This is a genomic window from Micromonospora sp. BL4, assembly GCF_003667505.1.
Lineage (GTDB): Bacteria > Actinomycetota > Actinomycetes > Mycobacteriales > Micromonosporaceae > Micromonospora.
The window spans coordinates 1-21606 of the sequence record NZ_RCVJ01000035.1; the positions used below are offsets into that span (position 1 = coordinate 1).

Genomic DNA, 21606 nt, shown 5'->3' on the forward strand with positions numbered 1-21606 from the left:
TCCGTGATCCGGTGGCGACCCGCGCCCGACCCACGACCCGGGTCCTGCGGGGCGGGGTGAACGGCACGGGCCGATCCTCGGGACATCGGAGAACATCGTCGCGGCCGGGGTGGCCGAGCCCATCGTAGGGGGAGCGGCCGGCGGGGTGAAGGTCAGCCGAGGACGCGGTGCCCGGCGCGCTCCAGCGCGGCCGTGCCCTCGGTCAACCGCACGGCCGGCACCAGCAGGTAGTCGGTATCGAAGGTGGAGAACGTGACCACGCTGACCCGGGCCTCGGCGAGCGGGTCGACAAGCGCGGCCAGGGTGTTGGTGCCGGCCACGTCGACCGGGCTGGTGACCCGCAGGCAGCGCCAGACGGTCTCCACCACGGCCTGCGCGGGGGCCCGCTCGGTCGGGCAGATCACCGAGATCCCGTCGGCGGTCCAGCTCACGGTGACCACGTCCGCGCGGCCCAACCCGCTCGACAACGCGTACGGCAGGGTGGAGCCGGCGGCCAACCGGCACACGGCGTACTCCCCCGGCAGCAGAGCGATATCGAGCATGAGGGCACCTTACGGCCTGGGTGCGGACGCACCCCAGCATCGCCGCGTGCGGCGAACGACACACTCCGTCGCAGGTCAGACCTCGGAGAAGAAGGTGAGTGAGCCGGCCACGGCGCCGTCGGCGAGCACCGGGGTGGAGATCGCGTCGACGGTCGCGTCGGAGCTGTCCGCCGAGGCCGCCTGCACCCGGAGCAGACCGCGGGCGAGCCGGCCGGACGAGAGCGCCAGCAGGGGCGGAATCTTGTCGATCTCGGCCTCGGTCAGCTCGCCCCGGTTGGCGGTGAAGTCCAGCAGGCGCAGCCCGCCGTCGAGCAGTGGCCGCCCGATCAGGCCGTCCGGCTCGCCCAGGCAGAGCAGCTCGCAGCCGGCGGTGGAGATGGCCACCACCCGGCTGGCGGCGTCGATCAGCAGGCACGGCTCATCGGCCCGGCCGACAGTCGAGGACCACTGGCCGAAGTTGTCGGACTCCGGCTCTGTCGAGGCCCGCGCCGTCGGCACGAACACTTCCGAGAGCGAGAGTTCGACGTGGGCCACCGAGCCTCCTATGTACACCGACGGACTGTCCACGCTAGCGCGGTCGCCGACGGAACCACCGAGCGCACCGGGCCACCGGCCGCACTGCCTGAACCGGGGCGGCCGGTGACGGCGCGGAAGCCGGTGGGGTGGACGGGGACCGCAGCCGCGTGGCGTCGCCGGTGACGTTACCGGCGGTTGGCCGGCTTGTCAGCGGCCGTTCGGCCCTCGTCATACCACCGGTAGTCGGCGGTTGGACGGTACGTGCCGTTCAGCCAGGTGCCCGGGTGCTGCGCGACCCGGGACAGCTTCTCGGCCGTGGCGGGGCTGATCCGGCTGCCGCCGGCCACGAGGAGACGGTCCAGCTCCCGGTGCGTGGCCATCAGGCAGTCCTTCGGCAGGCCGTAGACGCTGATCACGCCGGAGCCGACGAAGGTCAGCACCGGCGTCACCGGCACGGGCAGCCGCACCGCGGCGGAGAGGGCCTTGCTGGCCCGCTTGGCGTCCCGGCGGGCCTCCGCCACGTACGGCGGTCGCTTGCCGTTGATCTGCACGACGTCCCCCGCGACGAGCACACGGGCCCGGCCGTGGTCGGCGATGGTCACCGCGAACAGGCCGCTCGGCCCGATGGCGAGGAACCCGGCGCGCTCGTCCTGGCCACGGTCGAGCAGGACGTCGGCCACGTCGGTGCGGGGCCACTCGATGACGTGCCAGGCCGGCCCGAGGTGGTCGAGCTGGCCCAGGGCCCGTGCTCCGGCCGCCTCCAGCCTCCGGGCGCCCCGCTCGGCCCGCCGACGGCGGGCCCATTCGAGCGGTGTCGGACGCACCGGTGCGAGAACCCCCGGCGACTCGACGCGGGGGTGGGGCACCGCGACGGGCGGCAGTGCCCGGGCGGACGGTACGACTCGTCGTGCGGGAAAGACAGTCATCGCGACCTCCGGCAAAAGGTCCCTCGAAGTTATGTCCCCACTACCCTACGTTGACACTCCCCGTGTTCGGCAAGCCGGAACGCCGGAGTGACTGTGGATGAATGCCATATTCATCCACAGTTCTTTTCTCGGATGCCGCCAAACCCTGCCCTACGCTGCTGGGGTGACCCACTACGTCGACAGCGAAGTCGGCCGGCTCGGCACCGTACTGCTGCACCGGCCCGGCCCGGAACTGGCCCGGCTCACCCCCCGCAACAACGACTCACTCCTGTTCGACGCGATCCCCTGGGTCGGCCGTGCCCAGGAGGAGCACGACGCGTTCGCCGCCTCGCTGCGCGAGCGCGGCGTCGAGGTGCTCTACCTGGCCACTCTGCTGGCCGAGACGTTGGCCGTCGCGGACGCCCGGGCCGAACTCACCGAGCAGGTGCTGCGTTCGCGCCGGCTCGGCGACACCCTGCGCGCCCGGGTCGCCGACCACCTCTCCTACCTGGACCCGGTCGCGCTGGCCGACGTGCTCACCGCCGGGCTGGCGCACGAGGAACTGCGGATCAGCTCGGAACGGCCGGGCGGCCTGGTCTACACCCTGATGGACCGGCACGACTTCGTCATCGACCCGCTGCCGAACCTGCTCTTCACCCGGGACTCGTCGCTCTGGATCGGGGACCGGGTCGGGGTCACCAGCCTGGCCATGCCGGCCCGCAGCCGGGAGACGACCCTCACCGACGCCATCTACCGCCACCACCCGCGCTTCGCCGGCACCGAGTTCGTCTACCGCCCGCACCTTGAGCACCTGGAGGGCGGGGACGTGCTGCTGCTCGCCCCCGGGGTGCTGGCGGTCGGGGTGGGTGAGCGGACCACGCCGGCCGGCGCCGAACGCCTCGGCCGGCAGGTCTTCGCCGCCGGGCTGGCCCACACCATCCTGGTGGTGCCGATCGCCCAGGAGCGCGCCACCATGCACCTGGACACCGTCTGCACGATGGTCGACGTGGACGCCGTGCTGATGTATCCCAACGTCGCCAGCACGCTCTCCGCGTACACGGTGATCGCCGGCGCGGACGGCGAGGACCCGCGGGTGGACGGCCCCGCGCCCTTCCTGCGGGCCGCCGCTGACGCGATGGACCTCGACCAGCTCCGGGTCATCGACACCGGGCTCGACCCGGTCACCGCGGAACGCGAGCAGTGGGACGACGGCAACAACACCCTCGCCCTGGCGCCCCGGCTCTGCGTCGGCTACGAGCGCAACACCGAGACCAACGCCCAGCTGGAGCGGGCCGGCATCGAGGTGATCCCGATCGCCGGCTCCGAACTGGGCTCCGGCCGGGGCGGCCCGCGCTGCATGTCCTGCCCGATCACCCGCGACCCGCTGCCCGTCGCCGGGTGAGCGGGCCAGCCGCGCTCAGCGCAGGGTGAGCTGGCGACCGAGCAGCCCCTGACGGGCCCGCCGGCCGGCGGCGTCCAGCGGGTCAGTGGCGGCGAGAGCCTCGGCGTACCGCTTGGCGAACTGCGCCACCGGGTCCTCCCAGTCCGCCGCCGGAGTCTCCTCCGGCAGGTCCCAGACCGGCACCAGCCGACCGTGGGCGCGGAACATGCCGGCGAACCGGGTCTGCTCGCCGAGCGGCAACGTGCCGGCCGCGCCGAGCCGGGCCAGCGCGTCGAGGGCGGTGTCCTCCTCGTCCGGCAGCACCCAGCGCACGTGCGCCTTCTCCGGCACCTGGCACCAGTACGCGGCCTTCGCCGCGGTCAGCCGCACCGTCGGGTAGATGGCCGCGTTGGCCCGCTCCAGCGACGCCTGCACGGTCGGGTCGTCCGTGGCGCCCGGGTCGAGCCAGAACTCGAACCCGTCGTGCATGGTGATCTCCAGTGGGCCGTCCACCAGGACGTCCTGCAACCGCGGGCCGGGGCCGGGCAGCGGCGGCACGGCCACCTGGCCGCCCGGCTCGGTCCGCAACGCGCAGAGCAGCGCCTCGGCCAGGTCCCGGGAGACGTCGCCGGACTGCTGGTGGCGCTGGAGACCGATGAGCACCCGGCCATCCGGCTTGGTGATCGCCGGGGCAGCCATCGGCAGCACCGTGGCCAGCGTGACCGGGCGGTCCCCGAACTCCTCGACGAGGGCGGGCGCCAACCGCAGCGGCGCGGAGGCGGCGGGCACCAGCTCGCGCAGCGCGATCCACTCGGGCTCGTCGACCAGCCCCTCGAACGGTCGGGGCACGAAGATGTCCCGCACCTTGTCCCGACGGGGGGCGGTGTCCGCTGCGGCGCGCTGGCCTTTTCGACGCTTGCTCACGGCGTCACAGCCTAGAGGCCCGACCGGCTCGTCGTGGGTGGGACCCGCCCCCGGGCCGGTGTCGAAGCCCCGGACCGTTGCTCAGCCCGTCGTCACCAGGCCGGGCCGGGCTGTCGGCACCGGGTCGAACTCCGCCCAGACGCGCTGGCCCAGGCCGTCCCGCTCGACGCCCCACCGGGTGGCCAGGCCGGCCACGATGTGCAGCCCTCGGCCATCGGCCGCGTCGGGGTCGGCCGTCCGGATCCGTGGCCCGGTGCCCGCGCCACCATCGGTCACCCGCAGCTGGATCCGCGGCCCGTCGGCGGAGGGCCGCATCCGCCAGGCCACCCGGACCACACCGCCGGGCAGCGGGCGGGCGTGCCGCACCGCGTTGCCCACCAGCTCGGCGAGCACCGCGATCAGGTCCGCGAGGAGCCTCGGGGATACGACCTCCGCCAGATCGTCGGCGAGCCGGTGCCGGGCCAGTCGGGCTCCGGTGGGGTGGTGGGGGACCACCACGCACCACGCCCGTTCCTTCGCTGCCACCGCCGCCTCCACGTCACGCCACCGCCGGTCAACCGCGCGGCAGCCGCACCTCTGCGACCGTACCGCCGCCGGCCCTCGGACGTAGGGATACCCATCCATTCTGCTGTTCAACGATCCGGCGGACGAGATAGAGACCGAGCCCCGCGCCCGGGTAGCCGCGCCGGTCGCCGGACTCGCCCTGCCAGAACCGGTCGAACGCCCGCTCCACGTGCTCCGGGCGGATGCCGATGCCCCGGTCGCTGACCCGGAAGGCCACCAGTTGACCGTCGACCGCGGCGGTGATCTCGATCGGCGCATCCGGCGCCGAGTACTTGCCGGCGTTGGTCGTCAGCTCGGTCAACACGGTCACCAGGCTGGGCCGGTGGCCGAGTGCCTTGGGCAGGTCGGCCGGGAGGCGGAGCACCAGCCGGCGGCGCAGCTCCGCCGGCAGGTCGACGACCGCGGAGCGCAACGCCTCGCCGAGGTCGAACGGGGTGGGCGGGTCGTCCCCCGGCCCCGCCTCGGCGGCCGAGGAGAGCAGTCGGTCGACCAACCGGGCCAGCTCGTTGGCGCGTTGCCCGATCACCCGGGCGGCCTGCCGCCGGTCGGACTCGGTCAACGAATCCCAGTGGTCGGTGAGGGTGTCCGCGTATCCCTTGATCACGGTGACCGGGGTGCGCAGCTCATGGCTGGTCACCGCGACGAAGAGTTCGCGGTCGTGGTCCCGACGCTGCTGGTCGGTGATGTCGCGGAAGGTGACCACCCGCAGCGTGCCCGGACCGGGCAGCTCGCCGGAGGTGATCCGCAGCCAGCGCCCGTCCGGCAGGCGGTGGTCGCGAACCTGGCCGGACGGCGGCAGCGGAAACGGCAGCGGGCGGCTCAGAGCCTGCTCGGCCGTCCGGCCGGTGACCTGGGCGGCGGCCGGGTTCCAGAGGCGGACGTGCCCGTCCCGGTCGACCACGGCCAGCCCGTCGGCGAGCGCGGCCACCACCGGCCCGTCGCCGTGCACGGGCAGCCCGGTCTGGTCGCCGTACATGTGCGCTATGCAGGAGGCGAGGTAGGCGACCACCCCCTGCTGCTCGGCGCCCGGCTCGTCGTCGCCCGGGTAGAGCGCGTGCAGGCTGCCGACGGTGTGGCCGCCGATCTCGGCCCTGGAGACCACCATCCGGCGCAGGCCGCAGCCGGCCAGCTCGTCGGCGAGCTTGCCGCTGAGGTGGGCGACCCGGGCCTGGCGGACCCGGGGACCGGAGAGCAGGCAGACGGTGTCCGGGTCGTCGGCCGCCAGCGGGCGGCCGAGGATCCACTCCGCCGCCCCCGTCGCGGCGATCACCCGACCACCGGTCGGGCCGAACTCGGCGAACGCCATGCCGGCCGCGCCGAGCGCCGGCTGGGCCACCCGTAACAGCTGGGTGAGGACCGGCAGGCCGGCGTCGCCAGAATTGATCATCTCGATGACGACGGTGTGGCCGGCGATGAGAGCGGGGAAGTCGATACGCTCCGGCATGTGCCGAGTGTGCCCCGCCGGCCCGGATTTCGGCACCCCTGCCGGGTCGGCGCCGGTCAGCGATCCAGCCGGGCCAGGGCGTGTGCGGGCCGATCGGTGATGATCCCGTCCACCCCGGCGGCCAGCACCAGCTCCAGGTCCGCCGGGTCGTTGACCGTCCAGACGTACACCTCGTTGCCGGCCGCACGCAGCGCGGGCAGCAGTTGCGGGCGAGCCCGGACCAGGCCGATGCCCGGGCCGGCGATGCGGGTGCCGAACGGCAGCCGGCCCAGGCGGAGCCAGCGCGGGAGCACCTCCAGCAACAGCACCGTGGGCAGCGTCGGGGCCAGCTCGTGGACCCGCCGGACCGCCAGCGGGGAGAACGACATGACGGTGACCTGGACCGGGTCGTCCGGCGCCGGGTCGGCCAGCCCGTACTGGCGCAGCAGGGCGACCAGCCGCCGTTCCACGTTCGAGCCGTAACGGGACGGGTGCTTCGTCTCCACCAGCAGCCGGACCGGGCGGCCGGCGGCCAGCACCGCGTCCAGCAGCCGGGTCAGGGTCAGCAGCCGGGTGTGCGACTCGTCGGGCGGCAGATCACCGCTCGGCGCGCTGCCGGGATGCCAGGAGCCGAAGTCCAGCATCTCCAGCTCGGCGAGGGTACGCGCGCTGACCAGGCCGCTACCGTTGCTGGTGCGGTCCAGTCGCCGGTCGTGCACGCAGACCAGATGCCCGTCCCGGGTCAGCCGGACGTCGCATTCCAGACCGTCGGCGCCCTCGTCGAGGGCGCGCAGGTAGGCGGCGAGGGTGTGTTCCGGAAGGTCGTACGAGGCGCCGCGGTGCGCGAAGACCAGAGGCCCGCCCATCCCGGCCGCCTTCAGATGACCTGGCCGGGCTGCCCGTTGGCGTCGACCACCGGGCGGCCGACGGCGGCCCACTGGCGCATCCCGCCGTCGGCGTTGCGCACCTGCTCCCAGCCGTTGTTCACGAGATAGGCGACGACCTGGGCGGAGCGCCCGCCGGAGCGGCAGATGACCGCCACGTCCCGGTCGGTCGGCACCTCGGCCAGCCGCGCCGGCAGCTCCATCATCGGCAGGTGATGGGCGCCGGGAGCATGGCCGGCCGCCCACTCATCGTCTTCCCGCACATCCAGCAGGTAGGTGTCGTCGGCGATCTCGGTCACGGGCACGGTGGGAACCTGGGGTCCGAACACAGGTACCAACACTAGATCCTCACCGGCCGGATCGGCATCGACCCGGCCGTCGGCACCATCACAACCGGGTCACCCACCGTGGGTTGGCCTGAGCCCAGGCGGGCACCCTGGTGCCGCGTACGGCCTCGAAGAGCCCGTTGCCGCCGTTGTCCAGCACCACGTACGAGACCTCGCCGATGGTCTGTGGGGACGAGGGCACCTGGACGCCCCGCATCCCGTCCGGCGGCAGCGCGCGCAGCGCGAGGAGCAGGTCCTCCAGGGGTACGCCGTTGGTGTCGACGGTCAACGAGCCGCCGACGGCCCGGAGCACCTGGTCCAGCTTGACCGGGTTGGTGCGCAGGTCCGCCTGACCGGCGCGGTCCAGCATCGCCCGGAGGAGTTGCTGCTGGTGGTGCTGGCGGTCGTAGTCGCCGCCGGGCAGGTCGTAGCGCTGCCGCACGTAGTCCAGCGCCTCCGCTCCGTTCATCTGCTGGCAGCCGGTGGGGAAGACCCGGTTGGTGTGGATCGAGCGGACCTCGGTGTCCACGCACATCTGCACCCCGCCGAGCAGGTCGATCACCTTCCGGAAGCCGGAGAAGTCGATCAGCGCGGCGCCGTCGAAGCGGATTCCGGTGAGTCGGGTGAGGGTGGTGGAGAGCAACCGCGTGCCGGCCTGGCCGCCGCCGCCGTGCTCGTACGCCGCATTGATCTTGTCCTGGCCGCCGGGGAAGCCGTTCGTCGGCGGAATGGCTACCAGCAGGTCACGCGGGATGGAGACCAGGTACGCCTCCCGGTGCCCGGCGGGCACGTGCACGATGAGGATGGTGTCCGAACGTTGGTCCGGCCTGTTCTCGCCGGGGCGGCGGTCGGTGCCGACCAGCAGGTAGTTGAGCGGCCCGTCCACGTCGGTCCGGTCGGTGCGGGCGTCGAGGTCGAGCAGGATCTCCTTGGCGACCGCGCGGTCGTACCGGTGGCTGAGCGTCTTGAGCCCGGCCAGCGCGAGCCCGGCCAGCAGGACGAGAGCAAGGCCGATGCCGAGCAGGATGCGCGACCCACGGGCGCGGCGCGGACGGGCGGATGGGGCCTCGTCAGCCCGGTCCGCCGCGTTCCGCCCCGACCTGGACGTGTCCGCCTCCCCGCAGCCGATACGTGAAACGTGCTCACGTCAGGCTACGGTCAGTAACCGGAGGGTCGCGGGCTTTCCGGGACTTTCGGCCGGAGGCCGCCTTGCGGGCGACCCGGGCGGGCGTCGCCCTGCAAGCGACCCGGGTGGACGTCGCCCTGCAAGCGACCCGGGCGGGCCGCGGCGGTCACTTACGGCTGGACATCATCTCGGGGTGAGCGAAGACGAATTCGCCCAGCTTGTCCTGCTTCATCGCCCGGAACATCTCCAACGTCTCCTCGTTCAACGCCTCGCGCTTGTTGGCGTTGCCGTTGAACGTGCCGTTGTTGGTCTTGAGCATGGTCAGATCGTTCGCGGTCACGCCGCGCATGGTGAAGATGAACTTCTCAATCGGCACGCCGCCGGTGTCCAGCACGAACGCCTTGCCGGCCGCCTTGATCAGCTGCTGGAGCTTCGCCGGGTTGGTCAGCGTGCCGCCATCGGTGGCCTTGCGGGCCATCGCCTTGATCAGCTGCTGCTGGTTCTGCTGGCGGTCGTAGTCACCACCGGGCAGCCCGTAGCGTTGCCGGGCGTAGTCCAGGGCCGCCCAGCCCTCCATCTCCTGGCAGCCCTTCTTGTGCACCACCGTGGTCATCTGCTTGCCGGTCTTCTTGGCGTCGGCGTTCCACATCGGCTGGCCGTCGACGAACGACATGTGCTTCGACTTGACCTCGTGACTCACGCAGATCCGCACGGTGCCGAGGGTGTCGATGACGTTCTTGAAGCCACCGAAGTTGATGATCGCCGCGCCGTCGAAGCTGACCCCGGTGAGCCGCTTGATCGTCTGCGCCATCAGCTGGGCGCCGCCCTCCCAGCCGCCGCCGTTGCGAGCGCCGGCCTGGAAGGCAGCGTTGATCTTGTCGGTGCCGCCGGCGAACCCGCTCTTCGGGAACGCCGGGATCTGCGCCTCGGTGTCCCGGGGAATGGAGATCAGATACGCCTGGTCGTGCGAGGCCGGGATGTGCAGGATGATGATGCTGTCGGACCGGACGTCGTCCGCGGCCCACCGCTCCCGCGCGTCCACGCCGAGCAGCAGCATGTCGATCGGGCCGTCCAGGCTCGCGCCGCCCTCGGCGTCGGACTTGCCGGCGTCACCGAGCAGGTTCCGCTGGGCGATGTCCCCGGTCGCCTGGCTGATCAGCACCTTGCTGCCGACGATGCCCACCCCGCTGGTGAGCATCAGCACGGCCCCGAAGATCACCGTCAGCCGGGCCCAGAGCGGATCCTTGCGCTTCGAACGCTTCTTCGCCGGCCCACCGCCGGAGCGGCCACCGCCTCCGGACCGGCCACCGCCACCGGGCGGTCGACCACCCGGCCCGCCGCCCGTGGGGCCCGGCTGGATCGGAATGGACGCGCCGATCCGGCCGCTGGGGGCGGCGGACCCGGTTGACGAAGGGCGACGGCTGGCCTGAACCGGCATGCGTGCTCCAGTTCGTGTTCAGGAGGGGGCGGCACCACTGTACGTATGTCGATTCGACTTGGCGAGTTCATCCCGGGTCAATCCGGACGCCAATTTCGCCGGGGTCGGTCGATCGGCGACACCCGATGACCCGAACGGGCCGTTGCCGGTCGGACGGTCCGGTCGTTCCGGGTCGTACCGCCATTACCGGCCGCCGGCCGGGTCAGCCGCCTACCGGCCGCCGGCCGGGTCAGCCGCCCTCGGTGCCCTTGGGCTGGTTGGCCTTGACCCAGTCCGCCATGGTGTCCGCCGACATGGCCCGGTACATCGCCAGCGCCTTCTCCCGGTCGGAGACCACCACCGACTCGCCGTTGATCGTCTGGCTGCCCGAGTTCGGGCTGGTCACGAAGGTGAGGTTCTGGCCGCGCAGGTTGCGGAACTGGATCGCCATGTCCGTCACCGAGAAACCCTCGTCGACGGTGGCGGCCGCGGTCACCGACTGGAGAAAGTCGTTGAGCTTCTTCGGGTTCGCCAGCGTGCCCGTGCTCGCCGCCTTGTCCAGCAGCGCCCGGAGGAACTCCTGTTGGTGCCGCATCCGGGCGAAGTCCCCGTCCGGGAACTGCTTGCGCTGGCGGATCCAGTCCAGCGCCTCCGCGCCGTCCATGTGGTTGGTGCCCTTGGTGAACGTCCGGTACGGCTTGTGGATCGAGGTGATGGTCCGCTCCACCTTCAGGTCGACGCCGCCGAGGGCGTCGGTGACCTGCTTGAAGCCGGCGAAGTCGATCGCCATCACGTGGTCGATCCGGACGTCGGTGAAGCACTCCACGGTGCGGACCGCGAGCGGCAGGCCGCCGAACGCGAACGCCGCATTGATCTTCGCGCGCTCACCGGAGCCGCAGTCCGCGCCCGCGCTCTGCGGGATCGGCACGTAGAGGTCACGAGGGATGGAGACCAGGTAGGCCTCCTGGTGGTCGGCCGGGATGTGCATCACGATGATCGTGTCGGCCCGCCACTGGCTCTTCGTGTCGACCGGGGCGTCCGGGTCCCGAGAGTCGCTGCCGACCAGCAGGATGTTCAGCGCCCCGTCGACGGTCTTGGCCGGTCGGCCGCCGGTGATCTCCGCGAACGGATCGGTCCGGGCCAGGTCGCCGTCCAGATTGCGCGCGTACAGCCAGGCGCCGATGCCGCCGAGCAGCGCCAGCACCAGCACCGCGATCCCGGCCACCAGGCCGATCCGACCCCACCGCGGCCGTGGACCGCGGCGGCCCGGTCCACCGCCGCCACCCGGTCCGCCGGGCCCGCGCGGCCCCTCCGGGCCGCCCGGCCGGAGCTGCTCCTCGTCGGGCGACGGGTACCAGCGCGCCTCGGACGGACGGGCGCGTCCGGAGGCGCCCCGGTCGGGGCCGGGCACGGAGGCGCGCCCGGCGCTGCGGTGCAGGTACGGGTGCGGAACTCCGGCAGACGAGGTCGCGGACATGTAACTCAGGGTACGTAGGGCGAGCCACAACCGCCCTCAGGCGACACTCAGCGAGCGGCCGTGCGTCGCCGCCCGGTTACCCTAGCCGCGCCCGGAAGTGCTCGATCGTGCGTCGCAGGCCGTCTTCGGGCGCCACGGTCGGCTCGTATCCGAGCAGTTCGCGGGCGCGGGTCAGGTCCGGGCGACGCATCTCCGGGTCATCCGAGCTTCGAGTGATGTAGGTCACTTCCGAGCTGCTGCCGGAGAGCGACACGATCAACTCGGCCAGTTGCCGCATGGTGAGCTCGTGCTCGGTGCCGCAGTTGATCGGGCCGGTCTCGGTCGAGTCGAGCAGCAGCAGGATGCCGCGCACCAGGTCCTCGACGAAACAGATGGACCGGGTCTGGTTGCCGGTGCCGTGCACGGTGATCGGCTCGCCGCGCAGCGCCTGGGAGATGAAGGTCGGGATGGCCCGGCCGTCGTCCGGCCGCATCCGCGGGCCGTACGTGTTGAAGATCCGGACGATCGCCGCGTCGAGCCCGCGGTAGCGGTGGTACGCCATGGTGGCCGCCTCGGAGAAGCGCTTCGCCTCGTCGTAGACGCTGCGCACCCCGATCGGGTTGACGTTGCCCCAGTAGGTCTCGCGCTGCGGGTGCTCCTTCGGATCCCCGTACGCCTCGGAGGTGGAGGCCATCAGGAACCGGGCGCCGTCGGCGACCGCGCGGTCCAGCAGGTGCAGGGTGCCCACCGAGCCGACCCGCATGATCTCCACCGGCAGTTGGGTGAAGTCGGTGGGGCTGGCCGGCGAGGCCATGTGCAGGATCGCGTCGAACCGCTCGGCCAGCGCCGGGTGGTGCGTCGGCACACCGTCGGAGATGTCCGCCTCGACCAGGGTGAAGGTCGGCCGGTCCAGCAGGTGGGCCACGTTCTCCTTGGAGCCGGTGACGAAGTTGTCCAGCGCCACCACCGTGCAACCCCGGGCGATCAGGGCATCCACCAGGTGCGACGGGACGAAACCGGCGCCGCCGGTGACGAGAACGCGGTGACCGGAACCGAAGCGCTCAGCAACCTTCATACCGGTCAGCCTACCGACCCTCGAAATTGGGGAAGGGCCCCCGGTGAACGCCAGGCGTTCACCGGGGACCCTTCTCGACAAAGCGCCGCGATCAGTGGGCGCCGGCGCCGGTGAGGGCGCGGACCTCCAGCTCCGCGTACTTGTCCTCGTCGTGCTCCTTGGAGACCAGGGTGCCGATCCAGCCGCACAGGAAGCCGAACGGGATCGAGAGGATGCCCGGGTTGGACAGCGGGAACCACTGCCAGTCGTGGTCCGGGAACATCGACGTCGCCGCACCGGAGACCACCGGCGAGAAGAACACCAGCAGTACGGCCGAGAGTAGGCCACCGTAGATCGCCCACACCGCGCCGGAGGTGTTGAACCGCCGCCAGAACAGGCTGTAGAGGATCGCCGGCAGGTTGCCCGAGGCGGCCACCGCGAACGCCAGCGCCACCAGGAACGCCACGTTCAGGTTCTGCGCGTAGATCGACAACAGGATCGAGACCGCGCCGATCACCAGGGCGGAGATCCGGGCGACCCGTACCTCCTGCCGCTCCGACGCCTCGCCCCTCTTCAGGACGTTCGCGTAGAAGTCGTGAGCCAGGCTGGACGAGGAGGCCAGGGTCAACCCGGCGACCACCGCCAGGATCGTGGCGAAGGCGACCGCCGCGATGATCGCCAGCAGGGCTGCCCCGCCCAGATCGCCGCCGAGGAAGTCGATGCCGAGCGCCTCGGCCAACTGTGGCGCGGCCGTGTTGCCCGCCTTGTCCTGGGCGGTGATCGCCTCGCTGCCGACCAGTGCCGCGGCGCCGAAGCCGAGGGCCAGGGTGAGCAGGTAGAAGGTGCCGATGATGCCGATCGCCCAGAGCACGCTCTTACGGGCCGCCTTCGCGGTCGGCACGGTGTAGAAGCGGATCAGGATGTGCGGCAGGCCGGCGGTGCCGAGCACCAGGGCGATGCCGAGCGAGAGCAGGTCGACCTTGTTGTAGAACGTCTGTGTCGCGTTGCCGGCGACCTCGACGCCGTACCGCAACCCTGGTTCGAGGAACGCGCTGCCCTTGCCGGACGAGGCGGCGGCGTCACCGAGCAGCGACGACAGGTTGAACTTGTACTTGGCCAGCACCAGCAGGGTCATCACCAGCGCGCCGCCCATGAGCAGGAACGCCTTGACGATCTGCACGTAGGTGGTGCCCTTCATGCCACCCACGGTGACGTAGATGATCATCAGGGCGCCGACCATGATGATGGTGGCGACCTTCGCGGTCGCCGCGTCCATGCCGAGGAAGGTCGTCCCCGGCCGGATGCCGAGCAGCAGCGCGACCAGCGCGCCGGCGCCCACCATCTGAGCCAGCAGGTAGAAGATCGACACCGTGATGGTGGAAACCGCCGCCGCCGTACGCACCGGACGCTGGCGCATCCGGAACGCCAGGACGTCGGCCATCGTGTACCGGCCGGAGTTGCGCAGCAGCTCCGCGACCAGCAGCAGGGCCACCAGCCAGGCGACCAGGAAGCCGATGGAGTAGAGGAAGCCGTCGTAGCCGTAGAGCGCGATGATGCCGGCGATGCCGAGGAACGAGGCGGCCGACATGTAGTCGCCACCGATCGCCATGCCGTTCTGGAAGCCGGAGAAGGACCGGCCGCCCGCGTAGAAGTCGGTCGCCGTCTTGGTCTGCCGGCTGGCCCAGATGGTGATGGCCAGGGTCACGGCCACGAAGACCAGGAAGAGCGTGATGGTCAGGTTGCGGGCGGTGTGGTTGCCCGCCTCCGCCGCGAGGAGCGTGTCAACCGCGAGGGCCGTCTTCATGGGTCACCTCCCCGATCTCGGCACGGATCCGGTCGGCGACCGGGTCGATCTTCCGGTCCGCGTACCGGGAGTAGAGCCAGGCGATCAAGAACGTGGAGACGAACTGGAGCAGGCCGAAGACCAGCGCGACGTTGATGTTGCTGCCGAACAGCTTCGTGCCCATGAAGTCCCGGGCGTACGCGGAGAGAATGACGTAGAGCGCATACCACAGGAAGAACGCGACGGTCATCGGGAAGACGAAGCCGCGCAGCGCGCGCCGCAGCCCGGCGAACTCGTCCGACCGTTGTACGGCCAGATATCTGTCCGGCTGGGAAGCGGTCGGCGCGGGTGTGTCCGTGGACATCTGTGGATCACCACCTTCACAGGCGTTGGAGGAGTTTCGCGCACGGTAAAGAGCGCGCTCCCCGCCGGGGAAGGCCGCGATCGACGCCGGTCAGCGAGTGCGCCGAGCGGTTGACTGGCTGCGCCGAGTGACCCAGGTCACTCCGGTGACCGGTCGGTCGACGCGACGGCCCGTCAGGACCCCGTTCAGCCGGGCAACTCGTGGTAGCGACCGCGGTAGTGCAGCAGCGGGCTGGTGTCCTCGGCCAGGTCGACCGCCTCGATCGTGGCCTCCACCAGCAGCGCCCAGCCGTACTCCCGCGCGGTGTCCAGTCGGCAGCCGACCCAGCCGCCGGCGTCCGCCGGGACCAACCCGTACGGCGTGTCGGTCCACGCCCCGGTGGCGAAGAGCCCGCCAGGGGCGGGGAAGAGGCCGGCGAACCGGTCGGCGAGCTGCCGGTGCGGCGGGCCGAGCGGCGCGACCGCGAACCGGCCCGCCTCCTCGATCGCCGCCCAGAGATCGGACTCCGCGTCGATCAGCCCGAGCAGCCGGTCGGGCTCCCCCTCGGCGACCAGCGTGGACGAGACGGTCAGCCCGGCCGGGCCCGGCGCGGTCCAGAGGGTCACCGGCGCGGCGAGCCGACCACGCAGCCGGCGGACCGGCGACCGTTGCCCGGCCGGCACCGCGAACGGGTCGGTGTGGTGGATCTCGGCGCCCGGCTCATGATTCACGTGAAACATTGTGACCCCACCGCCCCGTCCCGAGGACCCGACCGGCGAAGGTCCGGACCAGGGCAGGTCGGCGCGACCCAGGACAGCGGGACCTGCTCAGCGGCGCGGCGTGACCGTGGCCAGCAGCTCCGGCTGTCGCCGGTCCAGCACGTCGCCGGCCAGGTACGCACCCAGCAGCGCCGCGCCCAACCCGTACGCCGCGCCGACCGGCAGAGCCAACCAGAGCCAGGCGTCACCCAGCAGCGCCGCGGCCACCACCATCGGCACCCCGGCGACCGCCGCGACGACCATGGCCAGCAGGGTGAGCAGGCCCTTCGCCATGCCCGCGCCCGTGTTCATCGCGAACGGGTTGCTCGTTTCCGGTAGCGAGTATGCCCCGAGCACCGACACGAAGCTGCTCACCGCCAGCCCGGCGCCGTAGGTGGCGACCATGCTGCCGGCGGTCAGCCCGATCCAGCCCGGGTGGCCGAGCAGCAGCGACAGCGCCACCGCCACGACCGTCAGCATCGGCAGCACGTACAACGAGAAGGCCGTCATCCGCGCACGCAGCTCGACCCGGCCGGGCACCCCGGCCACCACGTTCGCGGCGTACGCGCTGCCGTCGAAGCCGAACTGGTTGGCCAGGGTGACCGAGGCGAGCACGCCGACGAAGAGCATGGAGATGGTGACCACGACCGGTGAGCTGTCGCTGGTACTCAGCGTCATGCCCTGCTCGCCCCCGGCGAAGCCCGCACCGCCGAGGTTGGTCATCACCGGCACGAAGATGCCGACCACCGCGATCGTGATCAGGTTGGCCCGGCGGCGGGCGTCCCGCCACCAGTAGCGGGCGTCCCGGGCGACCAGGGCGCCGAACCGGTCCCGACGCATCCGTCCGGTGATCCGGGGAAACAGCTGGGCGACCGCGCCACCGGTGGCGCCTCGCCGGGCCGGGGTTCGGCCGGAGCTGACCGCTCCCACCATCGCCGACTCGAGCGACCGTGACCACCAGGCCAGCAGGGCGCCGAGCGCGACCACGGTGATCAGCAGCTTGACCGGAGCGGCCCAGACCCGCCCCTGGGCCACGTCGATGCCGGCGGTCCACGGTGCCCCGAGCGGCGTCCACCCGATCACGGTCGCCACCCCGGTCAGCCGGTCCCAGTCCGTCTCGCGCAGCGCGGCCAGGCCGAAGATCTGCAACGGACCGAGCAGAGCGGCGGTCACCGCCAGCAGGACAGCCGCCAGGTCACGCACCCGGCGCGACCGCAGCATGCTGGCGAAGGCGCTGGTCACCGCCCGGCTGGCGGCCACACAGAGCAGCAGCCCGGCGACCACACCGACGACGGCCACCACCCCGGCGGACCAACCACCCAGCCTCCAGGCGGTGAGCACCAACCCGAACGTCGCGATCAGCATCGCCAGCGCCGACACGCTGACCAGGGCCGCGGCGAACAGGCCGAGGACAAGGGTGCGGCGGGGCAGGGGCAGCAGAGCGAACCGGGCCGGGTCCAGTGTCTCGTCGACCCCGAAGAAGACCAGCGGCAGCAGCAGCCAGCCGAGCACCAGCAGCCCGCCACCGCCCGCCGCGACCAGCATCGCGTACCGGCCGTTGCCCGTCATGCCCGGCACGGCGAAGAGGAAGAAGCCGCTGGCGGCGAACCAGAGCCCGACCAGCGCGCCGCCGATGAACATCGCGAGCCGCCAGCCCTGACCGCGGAAGCTGTTGCCCATCACCCGCAGCTTCAGCCGCAGGAAGTGCCGGGCGGAGACGGCGCGGACCGGCCCGGCGGGCGCGGCGGCGGTGCTCATCGGGAGAGCCACGACAGCTCCTCACCGGTCGCGGTACGCCCGCCGACCACCTCGACGAAGACCTGCTCCAGCGAGCGGTCGCCGCGTACCTCCCCGATCGTGCCGACCCGCTTGATGGCGCCCCCGGCGAGAATCGCCACGTGCGAGCAGAGCCGCTCGACGACCTCCATCACGTGGCTGGAGAAGACCACGGTGCCGCCGCCGGCCGCGTACCGGGTGAGGATGTCCCGGATCAGTGCGGCGGAGACCGGGTCGACCGCCTCGAACGGCTCGTCCAGCACCAGCACCCGGGGGCCGTGCAGCAGCGCGCAGGCAAGGCCGATCTTCTTCTTCATGCCCGCCGAGTAGTCCACCACCAGCGTCCGGCCGGCGTCGCCGAGGGCCAGCACGTCCAGCAGCTCCGCGGCCCGCTGGTCGACCACCGCCGGCTCCATCCCGCGCAACAACCCGTTGTACGCCAGCAGCTCCGCCCCGGTCAGCCGGTCGAACAGCCGCATCCCGTCCGGCATCACGCCGAGCAGCCGCTTGGCCGCGACCGGGTCCCGCCACACGTCGTGCCCGAGGACCCAGGCCGAACCGGCATCGGGCCGCAACAGCCCGACCGCCATCGACAGCGTGGTCGTCTTGCCGGCGCCGTTCGGGCCGAGCAGGCCGTAGAAGGAGCCGGCGGGGACGTCCAGGTCGACGCTGGCAACCGCGATCGTGCCGTCGAACCGCTTCGCCAAGCCGCGCAGCGCGAGTGCGGAGTGCTCACCAGTCATGAGCCGACGCTATCTGTCGGGCACCATTTCCGCGCTCCCGCCGTAGGCGGACCCGTCGTCATCCCCAGGACGGACGTCCCGCGATCTCCCGCTGGCGGTACCCGTCCGTTCGAGCCCGATTCGACCAGCCGTCGTGCTGGCGGGAAGGGCTGGAGCAGGGGGTCCACCTACATGCGGAGTGCTTCGGGGGTGTGGAGGCGGAGCATGGTGGCAGCGACGTCGGCGGGGGCCCGCCGGCGGGTCGCCATCGACACCGCGACCATCACGGTGAAGGCCAGGGGTACCGTCCAGGCGGCCGGTTGCGCGGTGAGCGTGGCCGGCCAGCCGGACAGTGGCGGGCCGAGCACGGTGACAAGCACCGCGCCGATCGCCGCGCCACCGCCGACCAGCACCCCGGCGGCGGCGCCCAGGTCGGTCAGTCCGCGCCACCAGATGCCGAGCACCAGCAGCGGGCAGAAGCTCGACGCGGCGACCGCGAAGGCGAGCCCGACCACCTGCGACACGTCCAGCCCGGAGACATTGAGCGCCAGTACCGCGGGCACGCCGCCGGCGATCACCGTGGCCCACCGGAAGCCGCGCACCGAGCCACGGCCGAGAACGTCCGTCGAGATCACCCCGGCGACGCTGGTCAGCAGCCCCGACGAGGTGGAGAGGAAGGCCGCGAACGCGCCCGCCGCGACCAGCGCGGCGAGCAGCCGCCCGACCAGCCCGTCGCCGAGCGCCGCGCCCGGCAGCAGCACCACCACCGCGTCGGTCTGCCCGCTGAGCAGCAACTGCGGGGTGTAGATCCGACCGAGCACCCCGTACAGGGTGGGTAGCAGGTAGAAGACGCCGACCAGGGCCAGTACGACCAGCGTGGTCCGGCGGGCCGCCGCGCCGTCGGGATTGGTGTAGAAGCGGACCAGCACGTGTGGCAGGCCCATGGTGCCCAGGAAGGTGGCCAGGATCAGCGAGTACGTGGCGAACAGACCCTGGTCGTCGTCGCCGGCGGTGCTGGGCAGCAGCCAGTCGCTGGCGTCGGTGGCCACCCCGGAAACCTCCGGCACCGGGTCGCCCGCGGCGAAGGTCAACTCGTCGCCGGGGCTCACCTCCCGGATCTCGCCGTCGGGCAGGGTGAGGGTCGCGCGGTGCTCGACCACGACGGTGGTCGCGGTCCGGAATGCCGGCCCGTCGGGCGGGGTCACCGCCGGGCGGGCGTCGGCCTGCCACTGCAACACCAGGAAGATCGCCGGTACGGCCAGCGCGGTCAGTTTGAGCCAGTACTGGAACGCCTGGACGAACGTGATCGCCCGCATCCCGCCGAGGGCCACGTTCGCGGTGACCACGGTGGCCACCAGCAGGGCGCCGACCGGGTACGGGGAGCCGGCCACCGTGGCCAGCGTGAGCCCGGCGCCCTGGAGTTGCGGCACCAGGTAGAGCCACCCGATGAAGATCACGAAAGCGGTGGCCAGGATGCGCAGCCGGCGCGATCCCAGCCGCAGCTCACAGAAGTCCGGGAGGGTGAACGCGCCGGAGCGGCGCAGCGGCGCGGCCACGAACAGCAACAGGGCCAGGTAGCCGGCGGCGAACCCGACCGGATACCAGAGCACGTCCACGCCGTACTTGAGGACCAGGCCGGCGATGCCGAGGAAGCTCGCCGCCGACAGGTACTCCCCGCCGATGGCGGCGGCGTTCCAGGTCGGACTGATCGCACGGGAGGCGACCAGGAAATCGGAGGTGGTGCGGGCCAGCCGCAACCCGTAGAAGCCGATCCCGACCGTGACCAGGGTGACCGCGACGATGGCCGGGACCACGTAGTCGTTGCCCACTCAGCGCTCCGGCCGCTGCACCAGGTCGGTGAAGTCCTGCTCGTTGCGCTCCGCCAGCCGCACGTACGCCCAGCCCACCCCGATCAGGAACGGGAAGGACGCCACACCCAGCAGCAGCCAGGGCAGGTTGACGCCGGCGACCGTCGTCCGGCCGAGCGAGGGCGCGATGGCGAACAGCCACGGCAGCCCGCCGAGCCCGATGGCCACCACCAGCGAGAGGCGCAGCGCCAGCGCGAGCTGGGCCCGGACCAGGCCGCGGACCAGCGCCTCGCCGACCTGCGTCTGCTGCGCCAGCTCGGTGCGGGTGCGCTCGGCGCGGCTGTCCTGCCGGGTGATGTCGGCCAGCACGATCCGGGTCCGCCGGGGCGGCGGCGCCGTACCGCCGGGCCCCACGTCAGGGAGTCGCTTGGCCACCCCGGCAGTCTCGCCCGCCCTGCCGGAATGTCAAGCGCTGACGTTCACCAGCGCAGCGGACCGGGACAGTCCGTGAGGCCGACCGCCGGGGTCGCGCCCAGCTCCCGCCGGGCCTGCGCGCGACCCAGGTTCGCCGCCCAGAGGCCGTCCCGGGGCAGCTCGTCGGCGATCTCCCGCAGCGCGCACGCCCGCAGCGGTTCGGGTAGCCGGTCCAGTGCCGGTACGGCGTCGGCGGAGAGCCGGGAGAGGTAACCGACGTCCAACCGTCCGGTCTCCAGATACCGGTCGACGTTGCGGTCGGCGATCAGCCGATCCGGGTTGACCAGGGCCAACCCGAGCAGCGCCAGCACCGCCGTGCCGATCACCAGCCGGGGCAACCAGTCTGCCCGCCAATGCGCCACGGCCACCCCGACCAGGACGAAGAGCAGCCCGAGCCAGAGTTCGACGGTCGCCACGACGAGCCGGAGCCGGGTGGCGCCGTACGCGTCGGCGTAGACCTGCATCCGGTAGAGCGCGGAGGCGACGACGACCAGGCTGAGCGCGGTGAGTGTGCCGAGGAGCGCGCGGACCAGCAGCCGGTCGGCCCGGCTCGCCGTCGGTGCTCGGCGGGCGGCGATCGCGATGACCAGCAGGGTGAGCGCGGTGACGGCGAGCAGTTGCCAGAAGCCGCCACGGGCGTACTGGGCGTAGGTGAGCCCGGCCGTCCGGAGCACGTGCCCCGCGCCGCCGAAGAAGACCGTCAACTGGACCAGCACGAAGGCGGCGAACAGGGCGTCGAGCAGTGCCAGCGGCAGGGCCCACTCCAGCCGGTGCGCCGGTCGGGTCGGCGCCGGTCGCAGGCCGTCCAGGTCGGGCGGGCGGGTGACCAGGTACGCGCCGCCGAGCAGGCCCCCGCCGATCAGCAGCAGGCGTGCCAGCCAGCCGAGCACACCGCCCGCCGAGAGGTCGGGCAGCACGCCCGCGACCAGATCGGCGAAGACCGCGTCCGCCGAGGAGAAGAGCAGGCCGAACAGCGTCAGCAGCCCGGCCGAGACCGCGAGGCTGCTCAGGATCCGTCCGGCCCCGGGACCGGCCGGACGGGTGCGGCGCAGCCCGCGTACCGCCCAGGGGAGCGCCCGAACCGCCGCGGCCGGCGGCAGCAGCGCGGCCACCAGCATTCCGAACGGGCTTCGCCCGCCGGTCACCGCGAGCGTGGCGGTGACCGCGGCGGCGACCAGGCAGAGCGCGAAGAGCCAGCCGGCGGCTCGGATCGAGCCGACCGCGACCAGCGCGACGGTCGCGGCGGCCCAGACGGCCCGCGCCACCCGTCCCGGTGCCCCCGTGGCACCGGGACGGGCGGTGGCCGGCGCGGTGGCCGGCGTGGTGGCCGGCGTGGTGGCCGCTGCGGTGGCCGGCCCGGGGGCCGCGCTGGTCGTGCTGACAGCGGGGGTCGCGTTGGCAGCGGGGGCCGTGCTGGCCGGGAT

The 21606-nt window shown here is 72.3% G+C and carries 21 protein-coding genes; 1 reads left to right on the plus strand and 20 read right to left on the minus strand.

The window, feature by feature from the left end:
• Nucleotides 1-152 precede the first annotated feature (152 nt).
• From EAD89_RS00735 to EAD89_RS00745, 3 genes are all read right to left on the minus strand, one after another.
• The gene (locus EAD89_RS00735; RefSeq protein ID WP_121652544.1) at nucleotides 153-542 is read right to left on the minus strand and encodes an ACT domain-containing protein; all 390 of its coding nucleotides are present in this window, start codon (nucleotides 540-542) and stop codon (nucleotides 153-155) included.
• A gap of 75 nt (nucleotides 543-617) precedes the next feature.
• Nucleotides 618-1076 carry a hypothetical protein gene (locus EAD89_RS00740; protein WP_121674321.1) on the minus strand — a complete coding sequence of 153 codons (459 nt, stop codon included), beginning with the start codon at nucleotides 1074-1076 and terminating at the stop codon, nucleotides 618-620.
• Between the two features lie 167 nt (nucleotides 1077-1243).
• Nucleotides 1244-1984, minus strand: a complete 741-nt coding sequence (locus tag EAD89_RS00745) for a hypothetical protein (protein WP_121652546.1) — start codon at nucleotides 1982-1984, stop codon at nucleotides 1244-1246.
• A gap of 163 nt (nucleotides 1985-2147) precedes the next feature.
• Here EAD89_RS00745 and EAD89_RS00750 point away from each other — a divergent pair, with 163 nt between their 5' ends.
• Nucleotides 2148-3365 (plus strand): arginine deiminase, encoded by a 1218-nt coding sequence (locus EAD89_RS00750; RefSeq protein ID WP_121674322.1) that lies wholly within the window; start codon nucleotides 2148-2150, stop codon nucleotides 3363-3365.
• Between the two features lie 15 nt (nucleotides 3366-3380).
• On the opposite strand, the gene EAD89_RS00755 is transcribed toward EAD89_RS00750, so the two are convergent.
• The 17 genes from EAD89_RS00755 to EAD89_RS00835 all read right to left on the minus strand — a co-directional run bounded on the left by EAD89_RS00755 (nucleotide 3381) and on the right by EAD89_RS00835 (nucleotide 21447).
• On the minus strand, nucleotides 3381-4268 hold the full coding sequence (locus EAD89_RS00755) for a DUF5926 family protein (protein WP_121674323.1): 888 nt from the start codon (nucleotides 4266-4268) through the stop codon (nucleotides 3381-3383).
• An 81-nt stretch (nucleotides 4269-4349) separates the two neighbouring features.
• Nucleotides 4350-4766: an ATP-binding protein gene (locus EAD89_RS00760; protein ID WP_233578089.1), complete on the minus strand. Its 417-nt coding sequence runs from the start codon at nucleotides 4764-4766 to the stop codon at nucleotides 4350-4352.
• Between the two features lie 55 nt (nucleotides 4767-4821).
• Nucleotides 4822-6276, minus strand: coding sequence for an ATP-binding protein (locus EAD89_RS00765; RefSeq protein ID WP_121652550.1), 1455 nt, complete (start codon nucleotides 6274-6276; stop codon nucleotides 4822-4824).
• Between the two features lie 56 nt (nucleotides 6277-6332).
• On the minus strand, nucleotides 6333-7121 hold the full coding sequence (locus EAD89_RS00770) for a glycerophosphodiester phosphodiesterase family protein (protein ID WP_121674325.1): 789 nt from the start codon (nucleotides 7119-7121) through the stop codon (nucleotides 6333-6335).
• Nucleotides 7122-7132: 11 nt separating this feature from the next.
• Nucleotides 7133-7468 carry a rhodanese-like domain-containing protein gene (locus tag EAD89_RS00775; protein ID WP_089018477.1) on the minus strand — a complete coding sequence of 112 codons (336 nt, stop codon included), beginning with the start codon at nucleotides 7466-7468 and terminating at the stop codon, nucleotides 7133-7135.
• 58 nt (nucleotides 7469-7526) lie between these two features.
• Nucleotides 7527-8462 carry an LCP family protein gene (locus EAD89_RS00780; RefSeq protein WP_233578090.1) on the minus strand — a complete coding sequence of 312 codons (936 nt, stop codon included), beginning with the start codon at nucleotides 8460-8462 and terminating at the stop codon, nucleotides 7527-7529.
• A 295-nt stretch (nucleotides 8463-8757) separates the two neighbouring features.
• A complete protein-coding gene (locus tag EAD89_RS00785; RefSeq protein WP_121652553.1) occupies nucleotides 8758-10029 on the minus strand; it encodes an LCP family protein in 1272 nt (423 codons plus the stop codon).
• 229 nt (nucleotides 10030-10258) lie between these two features.
• The gene (locus tag EAD89_RS00790; RefSeq protein ID WP_121652554.1) at nucleotides 10259-11485 is read right to left on the minus strand and encodes an LCP family protein; all 1227 of its coding nucleotides are present in this window, start codon (nucleotides 11483-11485) and stop codon (nucleotides 10259-10261) included.
• Nucleotides 11486-11561: 76 nt separating this feature from the next.
• Nucleotides 11562-12539, minus strand: a complete 978-nt coding sequence (locus tag EAD89_RS00795; protein ID WP_121652555.1) for an NAD-dependent epimerase/dehydratase family protein — start codon at nucleotides 12537-12539, stop codon at nucleotides 11562-11564.
• A 91-nt stretch (nucleotides 12540-12630) separates the two neighbouring features.
• Nucleotides 12631-14322 carry a cation acetate symporter gene (locus EAD89_RS00800; protein WP_121652556.1) on the minus strand — a complete coding sequence of 564 codons (1692 nt, stop codon included), beginning with the start codon at nucleotides 14320-14322 and terminating at the stop codon, nucleotides 12631-12633.
• Entirely contained in the window at nucleotides 14300-14665 is a 366-nt protein-coding gene (locus EAD89_RS00805; protein WP_121652557.1) for a DUF485 domain-containing protein, read from the minus strand. Before EAD89_RS00805 ends, EAD89_RS00800 begins: the two co-directional genes overlap by 23 nt.
• A 185-nt stretch (nucleotides 14666-14850) precedes the next feature.
• Nucleotides 14851-15384 carry a flavin reductase family protein gene (locus EAD89_RS00810; RefSeq protein WP_121674327.1) on the minus strand — a complete coding sequence of 178 codons (534 nt, stop codon included), beginning with the start codon at nucleotides 15382-15384 and terminating at the stop codon, nucleotides 14851-14853.
• 87 nt (nucleotides 15385-15471) lie between these two features.
• Nucleotides 15472-17160, minus strand: a complete 1689-nt coding sequence (locus EAD89_RS00815; RefSeq protein WP_121652559.1) for an ABC transporter permease — start codon at nucleotides 17158-17160, stop codon at nucleotides 15472-15474.
• Entirely contained in the window at nucleotides 17157-17921 is a 765-nt protein-coding gene (locus tag EAD89_RS00820) for an ABC transporter ATP-binding protein (RefSeq protein ID WP_121652560.1), read from the minus strand. The genes EAD89_RS00815 and EAD89_RS00820 overlap by 4 nt, the downstream gene beginning before the upstream one ends.
• A 167-nt stretch (nucleotides 17922-18088) precedes the next feature.
• Nucleotides 18089-19729: a cation acetate symporter gene (locus tag EAD89_RS00825; protein ID WP_121674328.1), complete on the minus strand. Its 1641-nt coding sequence runs from the start codon at nucleotides 19727-19729 to the stop codon at nucleotides 18089-18091.
• Nucleotides 19730-20143, minus strand: coding sequence for a hypothetical protein (locus EAD89_RS00830; protein ID WP_233578087.1), 414 nt, complete (start codon nucleotides 20141-20143; stop codon nucleotides 19730-19732).
• Between the two features lie 44 nt (nucleotides 20144-20187).
• Entirely contained in the window at nucleotides 20188-21447 is a 1260-nt protein-coding gene (locus EAD89_RS00835) for a DUF4173 domain-containing protein (RefSeq protein ID WP_233578088.1), read from the minus strand.
• Nucleotides 21448-21606 lie beyond the last annotated feature (159 nt).